The organism is Roseivirga misakiensis (assembly GCF_001747105.1).
Classification (GTDB): Bacteria; Bacteroidota; Bacteroidia; order Cytophagales; family Cyclobacteriaceae; genus Roseivirga; species Roseivirga misakiensis.
This window is the reverse complement of record NZ_MDGQ01000003.1, coordinates 829,812-841,274: the sequence shown is the minus strand read 5'-3', so window position 1 is coordinate 841,274 and position 11,463 is coordinate 829,812. Positions and strand designations below refer to the sequence as shown.

At 40.0% G+C, this 11,463-nt stretch carries 9 protein-coding genes; 4 read left to right on the top strand and 5 right to left on the bottom strand.

All coding sequences use genetic code 11. The features are described 5' to 3' along the window. The first annotated feature begins 173 nt into the window (after positions 1 to 173). The 3 genes from BFP71_RS04065 (at position 174) to BFP71_RS04055 (ending at position 3,603) form a co-directional block, all read left to right on the top strand. Complete coding sequence (locus BFP71_RS04065; RefSeq protein WP_069834153.1) at positions 174 to 1,166, top strand: aspartate-semialdehyde dehydrogenase; 993 nt, start codon at positions 174 to 176, stop codon at positions 1,164 to 1,166. Then, positions 1,163 to 2,350: a THUMP-like domain-containing protein gene (locus BFP71_RS04060; protein WP_069834152.1), complete on the top strand. Its 1,188-nt coding sequence runs from the start codon at positions 1,163 to 1,165 to the stop codon at positions 2,348 to 2,350. The genes BFP71_RS04065 and BFP71_RS04060 overlap by 4 nt, the downstream gene beginning before the upstream one ends. 155 nt (positions 2,351 to 2,505) lie before the next feature. Further along, positions 2,506 to 3,603: a tetratricopeptide repeat protein gene (locus BFP71_RS04055; protein WP_141719667.1), complete on the top strand. Its 1,098-nt coding sequence runs from the start codon at positions 2,506 to 2,508 to the stop codon at positions 3,601 to 3,603. 243 nt (positions 3,604 to 3,846) lie between these two features. Here BFP71_RS04055 and infB read toward each other — a convergent pair whose 3' ends face one another. From infB to BFP71_RS04040, 3 genes are read right to left on the bottom strand one after another with little or no spacing between them, the layout of a single operon-like run. After that, positions 3,847 to 6,618: a translation initiation factor IF-2 gene (infB, locus tag BFP71_RS04050; RefSeq protein WP_069834150.1), complete on the bottom strand. Its 2,772-nt coding sequence runs from the start codon at positions 6,616 to 6,618 to the stop codon at positions 3,847 to 3,849. A gap of 39 nt (positions 6,619 to 6,657) precedes the next feature. Next, positions 6,658 to 7,902 carry a transcription termination factor NusA gene (nusA, locus tag BFP71_RS04045; RefSeq protein WP_069834149.1) on the bottom strand — a complete coding sequence of 415 codons (1,245 nt, stop codon included), beginning with the start codon at positions 7,900 to 7,902 and terminating at the stop codon, positions 6,658 to 6,660. Positions 7,903 to 7,907: 5 nt separating this feature from the next. Then, positions 7,908 to 8,375, bottom strand: a complete 468-nt coding sequence (locus tag BFP71_RS04040) for a ribosome maturation factor RimP (protein WP_069834148.1) — start codon at positions 8,373 to 8,375, stop codon at positions 7,908 to 7,910. Positions 8,376 to 8,533: 158 nt separating this feature from the next. Here BFP71_RS04040 and BFP71_RS04035 point away from each other — a divergent pair, with 158 nt between their 5' ends. Next, the gene (locus BFP71_RS04035; protein ID WP_069834147.1) at positions 8,534 to 9,535 is read left to right on the top strand and encodes a M28 family peptidase; all 1,002 of its coding nucleotides are present in this window, start codon (positions 8,534 to 8,536) and stop codon (positions 9,533 to 9,535) included. A 3-nt stretch (positions 9,536 to 9,538) separates the two neighbouring features. On the opposite strand, the gene rfbA is transcribed toward BFP71_RS04035, so the two are convergent. Together rfbA and rfbB are read right to left on the bottom strand one after the other, a co-directional pair. Then, entirely contained in the window at positions 9,539 to 10,399 is an 861-nt protein-coding gene (gene rfbA / locus BFP71_RS04030; RefSeq protein WP_069834146.1) for a glucose-1-phosphate thymidylyltransferase RfbA, read from the bottom strand. Continuing rightward, positions 10,396 to 11,445 carry a dTDP-glucose 4,6-dehydratase gene (gene rfbB / locus BFP71_RS04025; protein WP_069834567.1) on the bottom strand — a complete coding sequence of 350 codons (1,050 nt, stop codon included), beginning with the start codon at positions 11,443 to 11,445 and terminating at the stop codon, positions 10,396 to 10,398. Before rfbB ends, rfbA begins: the two co-directional genes overlap by 4 nt. Positions 11,446 to 11,463: the final 18 nt, after the last annotated feature.

Genomic DNA, 11,463 nt, shown 5'->3' with positions numbered 1-11,463 from the left:
TGTGACCAGAATTATTTTATTAAACAATAAAGTGTAGTATAAAATTCGATTTATTATATAGGTATAGAGCCATTCTAATGGAAACTTTTTACCGTCGGAAAGCTGTTAAAAGCACTTAAATGTATATTTGCAGAAGATAATCAAGTAAGGTTATCGGCTTAAGAAATTTTGAAATGAGAATTGCTGTTGTAGGTGCCACAGGGCTAGTAGGTGGAGAAATCCTAGAAGTGCTAGAGGAGAGAAATGTTCAATTTGATGAGTTGTTTTTGGTAGCTTCTGCCAGATCAGCAGGTTCTAAGAAGACATTTAAGGGCAAGGAATACACACTTATGACAATGGAAGAAGCCGTAGCGGTAGCGCCTGACTTCGCCATATTTTCTGCCGGTGGAGGTACATCACTAGAATGGGCACCAGAGTTCGCTGAGGTTGGTACTACAGTTGTGGACAATTCTTCGGCTTGGAGAATGAGTCCAGATCATAAACTAATCGTTCCTGAGATCAACGCGGACAGCTTGGGGCCAGATGATAAAATTATTGCCAATCCTAACTGCTCCACCATTCAAATGGTAGTAGCACTCGAACCTTTGAGGAAAAGATATGGCATCAAACGAATTGTTGTGTCCACTTACCAATCTGTAACGGGTTCTGGAAAAGCCGCTGTTGATCAAATGATGAATGAGCGAAACGGTGTGGATGGTGAGATGTGTTATCCGCACAAGATTGATCAAAATGCATTACCTCATATAGATGTATTCCAAGAGAATGGCTACACAAAAGAGGAAATGAAAATGATCAATGAGACCAAAAAGATCTTTGACGATCAAACCATCGCGTTGACTGCTACGACTGTGCGAATTCCGACTATGGGAGGTCATTCGGAAGCTTTAAACGTCGAGTTTAAGGAAGATTTCGATTTATATGAAGTTAGGTCCCTTTTGACTGCCACAGAAGGTGTGATTGTTCAAGATAATCCTGCCGAAAATCTTTACCCAATGCCATTAACGGCTCATAAGAAGGACGAAGTTTTTGTGGGACGGCTCAGACGTGATGAAAGCCAGCCCAATACCTTAAACATGTGGGTGGTTGCCGATAACTTGAGAAAAGGTGCAGCAACTAATGCTGTGCAAATTGTGGAATACTTGCAGCGCCAAATGCAAGAGGCTTGATTCAGGCACTTAGTAATCCCGAGATACAACAGTTCATCCAAGATCATCTAAATGATGATCCAGCAGCGCTCATGCTCCAAGCCGGGAAGTATTCCGGTTGGCCTATGAAAGAGATTGTATCTCAAATTCAATCCAAACGAAAGGCTCGTAAAAAACTTCCGACCTGGTTTGATGCTACTGGTATTGTTTATCCACCCTTGATTTCAATGGAGCAATGTTCTTCCGAACAGACAGCATCCTATAAAGCTGACTTGGTCAAAGAAGGTAGTACGATGGCTGATTTAACAGGAGGCTTTGGAGTCGACTTTTTTGCTTTTGCAAAGAACTTCAAAACATGTCATTATGTTGAGCGAAATGCAGATTTAACCGAGATAGCTCAACATAATTTTAATGCATTAGGACTGAATAACGTTCAGGTTCACCATACGCAATCTGCCGAGTTCTTAGACTTACCGATCGATTTTGATCTACTCTATTTAGATCCCGCTCGAAGGGGAGATCGGAATCAAAAAGTGGTTGCCTTAAATGATTGCGAACCCAATGTGATTCATCTTTTGCCAACTTTAATGAGTAAGTCTAAACAGGTCATGATTAAAACATCGCCTTTGTTAGACATCAAGGGAGCTATCCGAGACCTCGATCATGTAGCTCAGGTTCACGTAGTGAGCTTAAATAATGAGGTAAAGGAGCTGGTATTTATTCTGGAACGTGGCTTTTCTGATCATGCGCAGGTGAACTGCATCAACTTGGTTGGGGATGGTATAAGTTGTTTTGACTTTAGCTATCAAGATGAGGAGGATTTGGTGATAGATTTTGGCGGTGTAAATACCTATTTATACGAACCAAACGCGAGTATTTTAAAAGCAGGTGCCTTTAAGTCTATTGCCAATGCTTATGGGTTGACTAAACTTCACCCAAACTCTCATCTATACACGTCTAATATGCTAGTGGATAATTTTCCCGGTAGATCTTTCGAGGTAATTGAAAGTGTTTCACTAAATAAGAAAGCTTTAAAAAAGATACTTCCAGCCTCTAAAGCCAATATCACAGTTAGGAATTACCCGATGACGGTCGCCCAAATTCGAAAAAAGACAGATTTAAAAGAGGGAGGGGAAGAATACCTCTTTGCCACATCGGATATGGATGGAAGTAAAGTGTTTCGTACAAGGAAGGTGATTGATTAGTGGAACGAGTTTTTTTAAATAAAAATATTGACTCCGTAAAATTAAAGATTAGGCTAAAAAAGTATGATTTAGCTTTGGATCAGCTCAATGTATTAATTCAGAGCTATCCTGAGAATTTATCGCTTTGGAACCTTAAAGCTTACCTAAGTTATCTTATGGGGAACTTAGAAATGTCTGATTTCTCATCTTCTGAAGCCTTGAATATTAAGCCAAATTCTCCATTTGCCCTTCACATGAAAGGCCTAATTTTTTATGATCGACTTGATTATACTAGAGCTGAAGAGTGTTTTAGAGATGCATTGAAGGAGGAACCAAATGATACCGCAATCTATACGAGTTTGGCAGCGATTTATATTAAGAAGAGAAAGACAGATGAGGCACTGGAATTAGTCAATAGAGGATTGGCAATTAATCCAAACAACCAAGCTTTGCGGAATCATCTATTTCAAATTTATTCGATTCGAAATAAACCGTCAGAGGCGAATAAGATTCTTAAAGAGAACTTAAATATAAACCCTGAAAATATTACTACGATTTGTAATCTCGCTAGTCAATTTTATGACAAAGAGAATTATAAAAAATCGACGGAGATATATAGATCTGTTCTTTTATTGAGTCCCGAAAATGAATTGGCTAGAAGAGGTTTTCGATTAGCATCTAGGATGGACAATGCAGTGGAGAGATATTTAGACTCAGGATCTTTTAGCTTTTTGAAGAAACTTGTAAATATCATTTCTTTTTCAGCGGTACTTGTAATCATTGTTGGTGATTTGTCATATAGTTTGCTTTTATTGCCTTTGACGTTGATTCTGAAGCTTTTTAGTGTTCAAACTCTAGGTATTGTATGGGGTACTTTAAGATTTCTAGGTGATCGAAAGGCCGTAAGAGCCCAGTTTGAGACTGAAGGTTTTGGGTATGCTATTCTAGCACTTGTCTTGCATTTATTTTGCTTGGTCTACTTATGTATTTTTATTTATGACTCTGTCAATTCTGCGCGTGTCGACAGGAGTGATTTTTTGAATGTTTTCTACTTGTTGATATTTCCTTCAGTTTTAACAAGTCGATTGAATTGGATTCCTAAAGGGACTATAACAAAATGGACTTTATTGTTTTTATCTCTTACGCTTTCTATAGCCACTTTAGTAATATCAAGTGTGTTTTGGTGGATTCCATTTGTGCTAAGCTTGGCAGTGATAATACTTGATGCATTGGTATCCAAGTTTATAATTTTTAGAAAGGTCTCACACTTATAAATACCATATGAGAAGGGTTAAGTTGTTAAAACCCAAATTATAGTTAATAGGATCAAACCGCTTCCATAAAACTTCAATACCAACAGACGGTTCTGTTTGCTCATCCACCAAAGCGCACGCCAAGGACTTATCAAACCCAGTAGCAGTATTGCAGCATTTAAAAGAATAAGAAAAAGAAGAATATCACCCATAAAAAAACCTCGACGTTTCGGTCGAGGTTTCAATTTATAAATTTTAAAAAGCTTATAGCTTACGCTTCACTTCTTGTATTTCAAACCCTTCAATGATATCGCCAATTTGAATATCATTAAAGCTCTTAATGCTCAGTCCACATTCATAACCAGATTTCACCTCGCCCACATCGTCTTTGAATCGTTTCAGTTGACCAATGTCTCCTGTGTAAACAACAATACCGTCTCTAATCAATCGGATTTGGTTGTTACGCTTCACAATTCCATCGGTAACATAACATCCAGCAACAGTACCAATTTTAGAAATCTTGAAAACCTCTCTCACCTCGATGTTACCAGTGATAACCTCTTTTTCAGTTGGCTCAAGTAGACCTTCCATTGCATCTTTCAGCTCGTTGATCGCATCATAGATAATTGAGTAAAGTCTGATCTCGATTTCCTCAGTTTCGGCAATTTTTCTAGCACCACCAGAAGGTCGTACTTGGAATCCAATAATGATCGCATCAGAAGCCGTGGCTAACAATACATCAGATTCAGATATTTGACCTACTCCTTTATGAATAATGTTCACTTGAACTTCTTCAGTAGAAAGTTTCAGTAGTGAATCACTTAGTGCCTCTACCGAACCATCTACATCACCTTTTACGATAACATTGAGTTCCTTAAAGTTACCAACTGCCAATCGTCTTCCGATCTCGTCAAGCGTAATGTGCTTCTTAGTTCTTACGCTTTGCTCACGAAGAATTTGCTCACGTTTATTAGCAATTTCTCTCGCTTCCCGATCGGTATCCATTACGTTGAATCTATCGCCTGCCTGCGGTGCACCTGCTAATCCAAGCATTTGTACTGGTGTAGCAGGGCCTACTTCTTTCAGTCGGTTACCTCTATGGTCGTACATCGCTTTCACTTTACCAAAGTGCGATCCGGCTAGTACAACATCTCCAATTCTCATGGTACCACCTTGTACCATTACTGTTGATAAGTAACCACGTCCTTTATCTAAAGACGCTTCAATCACAGTACCAACGGCATTTTTATTTGGATTCGCTTTGAGTTCAAGTAATTCAGCTTCCAAAAGCACTTTTTCCAAAAGCTCGTCAACTCCTTGACCTGTTTTGGCTGATACTTCTTGACACTGATACTTTCCTCCCCAATCTTCAACAAGAACATTCATTTGAGAAAGCTCTTCTTTGATTTTGTCAGCGTTAGCGTTTGGCTTATCAATTTTGTTAATCGCAATAACGATCGGCACCTCGGCTACTTGGGCATGGTTGATCGCCTCTTTTGTTTGAGGCATTACATTATCATCTGCCGCCACAACAATGATTACAACGTCAGTGATTTTAGCACCACGAGCACGCATAGCCGTAAAGGCTTCGTGACCTGGCGTATCTAGAAAAGCAATTCGCTTATTGTCTTTGGTAGTTACATCATAAGCACCAATGTGCTGCGTGATACCACCAGCCTCACCAGCTGTTACGTTTGCTTCACGGATGTAATCTAGGAGTGAAGTTTTACCATGGTCAACATGACCCATAATGGTAACAATAGGAGCCCTATCTAGTAAATCTTCCTCTTTATCATTCTCTTCAGCGATGTCAGTTTCCTCTTCCGTAGTGGTAAAGTCAACATCGAAGCCGAATTCGTCTGCAATAATAGTGATCGCCTCAGCATCTAACCTTTGGTTGATGGAAACGAACATACCTAAAGTCATACAGGCAGAAATAACATCATTGACAGAAACATCCATCAAACTTGCAAGGTCACTTGCCGAAACAAACTCTGTAACCTTTAATACTTTGCTATCTTCCTGATCCTGAAGCATTTTTTCTTCTGCTGCTTCTGCAACAGCTGAACGCTTCTCTTTACGGTATTTGGATCTACTTTTTCCGCCGCCTTTTCCACCGCTTAAACGAGCGAGCGTTTCTTTAATCTGCTCTTGTATTTGCTTATCGGTGAGCTCTTCCTTCGGTACTCTTTTCTTATTGGCACCACCACGTTGGCCGCCTCTTCTTTGATCTCCTGAACCTTGTCCACCTGCACCTTTGTTTGCTCTTTCAAACTTACTTTGGATTCGTTTTCTAGGTCTTTTTGTCTCTTCTCCAGGCTTTTTAGCTTCTGGCTTGGCCTTTTTCGGAGCATCAGGAAGCTTTATCTTACCAAGTACTTTCAGTCCTCTTAAAGAATCTGCTTTGGCTTCAATCACTTTACCAGGTTCTGCTCCTTCTTCAGCAGGCGCATCTTCCAAAGTAGTTTCTTCAGTCGTTGCCTCAGCTTTTGGTGCTTCCTTTTTCGGAGCAGCCTTCTTCTTTTCTTTATCTAGGTCAATTTTTCCTAGAATTTTTAGACCAGGCTTATCCTCTTTTGGTGCCTCTTCTTTGGCCTCCGGTTGTGGATCAGGCTCAGTCACTTTTTCTTCAGCAACTGGCTCCTCTACTGCTGGTGCTGCAGGAGCAGGTTCTTCAGCAACAGGCTCTGGTTCAGGCGTTGGCTCCGGTGCAGGTTCTGGCTTTGGCGCCTCTTTTGGCGCTTCAGGCTCAGGTGTCACTGCTTCGGCAATTGGCTCAGCAGGTGTAGCGGGCGCTTTAGGCGCCAAATCCTCTACATGCTTCGTACCAATAGTCAGATGAGAAGCTTCCTCTTTTTCAGAGGCAGACGCAGCAAATTCCTTAGCAAGCAATGCATATTGCTCACCATTAATTTTAGCATTAGGACTGCTGTCTACTGAGTGACCTTTAGCAGATAGAAAGTCAACGATAGTATTTCTACCAACATTGAGTTTTCTTGCCACTTGGCTTAACCTCATCATTTTTTCTTCAGACATACTCAAATATCCCTTTTTTTAAGGTTTTTTTAAAATCTATTATTTTTCGAACTCCTTGTTTAGGATCTCGAATAGCGCCTTGACAGTTTCTTCTTCAAGGTCTGTTCTTTTTACAATGTCAGCTGGCTCGAGTGTGATGACACTTTTTGCAGTATCTAAACCGATACGCTTAAGCTCATCAATGATCCAACCATCAATTTCATCTGCAAATTCATCCAGATCAACATCTTCCTCTTCGTACTCAGATAACTCTCTGAAAACGTCGATTTCTAGTCCAACTAGTTTAGATGCCAATTTAATATTCTGTCCCCCTTTACCAATGGCAAGAGAAACTTGATCTGGTTTCAAGTAAACCGATACACGTCCCTCTTCTTCCAAGATTTTCATGGTCGAAATTTTGGCAGGACTTAAAGCTCTAGCAATGTAAAGCTCCATGTTGTCAGTAAAATTGATAACGTCAATATTCTCGTTCTGCAATTCGCGAACGATGCTATGAATTCTTGAACCTTTCATACCAACACAGGCACCAACAGGATCAATTCTATCATCGTAAGACTCTACAGCAACTTTGGCTCTTTCTCCAGGCTCTCTTACTACTTTTTTGATAGTAATTAAGCCGTCGTAAACTTCAGGTACTTCACTTTCGAAAAGTCTTTCCAAGAATTCTCCAGAAGTTCTAGAAAGGATGATTTTCGGGCTACCGTTTACCATGTCAACACGGTCTACAATAGCGCGGACAGATTCTCCTTTTCTAAATCTATCTTTAGAAATTTGCTCGTTACGAGGGATAGATAGTTCGTTGTCCTCGTTATCCATGAGTAGCACTTCTCTACTAAGGATTTGGTAAACTTCCGTTGAAATAATTTCACCAACTAAGTCTTTGTACTTCTGGTAAAGAATGTCCTTTTCTAAATCTTTAATTCGCTGAATCAAGGTTTGACGCGCAGTCATCACTGCTCTTCGGCCAAAATCAACCAACTTGATTTCTTCTGCTACTTCTTCACCGATTTCGAAATCAGGCTCGATTTTTCGAGCATCAGTTAAACAGATTTTGTCGTAATCCCAGATATCTTCAGAGTTATCATCAACAATTTCTCTAAATCGCCAAATCTCTAAATCGCCTTTGTCGGCGTTGATAACAATATCGAAGTTATCATCTACTTCATATTTCTTTCTGATCATTGTTCTGAAAACATCTTCCAGAATTCTAATCATCGTTGGTCGGTCAACGTTTTTGCTTTTTGCAAATTCTGCGAATGACTCGATTAATACTCCACTGTCCATTTTTCTTAATTAAATGACACTAAAACGTTCGCTTTATCTATAGAATCGAAAAGAATGGCGGTTTTTTCTGTAACCACTTTTTTCTTTTCCTTTACTTCTTTCAAGATTTCTACTGCTTCATCATCAACACTTTCGAGTTTACCTTGAAGCATGGTACCATCTTTTAATCTTACTTTCAGGCTTCTACCGACATTCTTAACGAACTGTCTTTTAGATGCCAGGGGGTGATCCAACCCTGGCGAAGACACTTCTAATATGAATGCACCTTCTATCAGATCCTCTGCTTCAACTTCTGCGGCTATTTGCCGACTCAGTGACGCACAGTCATCGATGTTAACACCATTATCACCATCAAGTAAGATTAGGTGTTTGGCCCTTCCAGATACTCCTTTGGATATAACATCAACAATGAAATAGCTTTCGTCCTTTAAGAAGGATTCCGCGATTGCTCTCAATTTTGACGTTATTTCCATAATCTTTTACAAAGAAAGAGGGGACTTTCGGTCCCCTCTGGTAGTATCTCCAAATAAGTGATACAAAAATAGCTGAATTTTATTTCTTTTCAAATACGAAGCGGGAAAGGTATTTTTTTCGTAAAAGCCTGTTACTTTCGAAGTAGAATCTTACGAATATGACACACTTTAAGACCTTCTTAATTTTCTGTTGTTCATTAGCTCTTTGTGCTTGTGGAAGTGGTGAAAGCTCTAGTTCCGATAGCAAAAAGGCTGAACCCTTAAAGACTGCTCCAGCAATTAGTGCTGATTCTGCATATGCGTTTGTACAAAGGCAGGTTGATTTTGGCCCTAGAGTCCCTAATAGCAATGCTCATAGAGAAACATCTAAATGGCTGAAGTCTAAGTTCGAGTCTTACGGTGCGTCAGTGACCATGCAAGAATTCACCGATTATGTTTATGACGGTACAAAAGTCGAATTGACGAATATTATTGCCTCTTTTTATCCGGAGAAGAAAAAACGAATCATGTTGTCGGCCCATTGGGATACTCGACCTTTTTCTGACCAAGGTCCAGACGATAAATACGCTGCAATTGACGGCGCAAATGACGGTGCTAGCGGAGTTGGGGTGTTATTGGAAGTGGCACGAGTTTTAAGCCAAAGCGCGGATCCGAATGTTGGCGTAGACATTATTCTTTTCGATGGTGAAGATTGGGGTGAGCACGACGAAGTGGCAAGTAAAGAATTGCCGGTTGATAAGCGAACTTGGTGGTGTCTTGGTTCACAATACTGGAGTAAGAATAAGCATAAGGCCAACTATTCTGCCTTTTATGGAATCCTTTTAGATATGGTTGGTGCACCGAACGCGACTTTTTATTATGACACTGTTTCCCAAGAAAATGCCGGTAGAGTACTTCAGAGTGTTTGGTCAATTGCCGAACGTTTAGGATATGGTAGCATGTTCAAAATGGAGCTTGGTTTTGGAAGGATCACTGACGATCACGTCTACATTAATGAAGATGCCAGAATTCCGATGATCGACATCATTGACTATCGCCCTGGTACTGATGTTGGCTTTACGCCAGCTTGGCATACCGAGAATGATAATATGGATAATATTAGTAAGGAAACTTTGGGAAAAGTAGCCAACGTAATTATGACCGTTCTTTATAACGAATAGACTTTAATCAATAAGCTTTCTCAAGTACTTGCCATAACCTGATTTCTCTAATGGTAGGGCAATTTTAATAAGTTGTTCTTTATCAATATATCCCATTCTAAAGGCAATTTCTTCAATACAAGAGATCTTGATTCCCTGTCTTTCTTCTAAGATTTGAACGAATTGTGCGGCTTGGGTGAGAGACTGAATGGTTCCTGTATCTAGCCATGCCGTGCCTCTGTCCATTAGACTTACCCTAAGAGTTCCCATCTCTAAGTAAGCCTTGTTGATATCGGTAATTTCAAGCTCACCTCGTTCGCTTGGTTTTAGGTTTTTCGCAATCTCAACTACACGGTTATCATAAAAATACAGCCCAGGTATAGCCCAGTTTGACTTTGGTACTTCTGGTTTCTCCTCGATTGACAAGGCATTCATTTCATCGTCAAATTCCACTACACCGTAGCGCTCTGGATCATTTACGCGATAAGCGTAAATAACACCACCATCAGGGTCAACATTACTTTGCAATTGCTTAGGTAGTCCAGATCCGTAAAAGATGTTATCACCGAGCACAAGGGCAACTTTATCGCTTCCAATAAACTCTTCACCAATGATAAAAGCTTGAGCTAAGCCCTCTGGTTTTGGTTGTTCCGCATAGGTGAACTTACACCCAATTCGGCTACCATCGCCTAAAAGCTTCTTAAATAATGGCAGATCATGCGGGGTCGAAATAATCAGAATATCCTTGATTCCTGCCAGCATTAGGATGGAAAGCGGATAATAGATCATAGGCTTATCATAGATAGGCATGAGCTGCTTACTAATCGCAATGGTCAATGGGTGTAATCTAGTGCCAGAACCTCCGGCTAGAATAATGCCTTTCATGATTGATATTGGTTAGCGTAATAATTTTGATAATCCCCAGAGGTAACATTCTCCAGCCAGTCGGTATTATCCAAGTACCAATCTACCGTTTTTTCTAGACCCTCTTCAAATTGCAGCGAAGGCTCCCAGTTTAATTCTTCCTGAATCTTACTTGCGTCTATCGCATATCTCATGTCATGGCCAGCTCGGTCTTTAACGAAAGTAATCAGCTCTCGTGATTTCCCTTCAGCCCTTTGAAGTTTTTTGTCCATAATATCGCACAATAGTCGCACGATATCGATGTTTTTCCACTCATTAATCCCACCAATATTATAGGTCTCACCAGAATTTCCTCGGTGAAAAATAGTATCAATCGCTCTAGCGTGATCTACCACATAAAGCCAATCTCTTATATTTTCTCCTTTGCCATATATTGGCAATGGCTTGTTATGTTTTATGTTATTGATACAAAGGGGCAAAAGCTTTTCAGGAAATTGATTTGGGCCATAATTGTTGGAACAGTTTGAAACTACAATCGGCATTTTATAAGTGTTGGCGTAAGCCCTTACAAAGTGATCGGAACTTGCCTTAGAAGCCGAATAAGGAGATTGCGGATCATAGGGAGTTTCTTCTGTAAACAAACCATCCTCACCTAGCGAACCATATACCTCATCAGTGGAAATATGATAGAATCGCTTGCCTTCATATTTCCCATCCCAACATTTTTTGGCTGAATTCAAGAGATTGACCGTACCGATTACGTTGGTATTGACAAAAGCCAGCGGATCTAAAATAGATCTATCAACATGCGATTCCGCAGCCAAGTGAATAACCGCCTCGAACTGATATTTCGAAAAAAGATCGTCGATAAACGAAGCGTCGGTAATATCTCCTTTTATAAAGGTATAGTTCTCCGATTCTTCTATGTTTTTAAGATTTTCAAGATTACCCGCGTAGGTAAGCTTATCTAAATTATAGATGTGATATTCTGAATAATTATTTACAAAAAGGCGCACCACGTGATTTCCTATAAATCCTGCTCCTCCGGTTACGAGTATTTTTTTCATGCTTTTCATTGTCTCAAA

What these genes read in the sequence shown, in the direction of transcription:
- BFP71_RS04065 (WP_069834153.1), top strand. Translation starts at nt 174, where the DNA reads ATGAGAATTGCTGTTGTAGGTGCCACAGGGCTAGTAGGTGGAGAAATC.
- BFP71_RS04055 (WP_141719667.1), top strand. Translation starts at nt 2,506, where the DNA reads ATGGGGAACTTAGAAATGTCTGATTTCTCATCTTCTGAAGCCTTGAAT.
- infB (WP_069834150.1), bottom strand. Translation starts at nt 6,618, where the DNA reads ATGTCTGAAGAAAAAATGATGAGGTTAAGCCAAGTGGCAAGAAAACTC.
- nusA (WP_069834149.1), bottom strand. Translation starts at nt 7,902, where the DNA reads ATGGACAGTGGAGTATTAATCGAGTCATTCGCAGAATTTGCAAAAAGC.
- BFP71_RS04040 (WP_069834148.1), bottom strand. Translation starts at nt 8,375, where the DNA reads ATGGAAATAACGTCAAAATTGAGAGCAATCGCGGAATCCTTCTTAAAG.
- BFP71_RS04035 (WP_069834147.1), top strand. Translation starts at nt 8,534, where the DNA reads ATGACACACTTTAAGACCTTCTTAATTTTCTGTTGTTCATTAGCTCTT.
- rfbA (WP_069834146.1), bottom strand. Translation starts at nt 10,399, where the DNA reads ATGAAAGGCATTATTCTAGCCGGAGGTTCTGGCACTAGATTACACCCA.
- rfbB (WP_069834567.1), bottom strand. Translation starts at nt 11,445, where the DNA reads ATGAAAAAAATACTCGTAACCGGAGGAGCAGGATTTATAGGAAATCAC.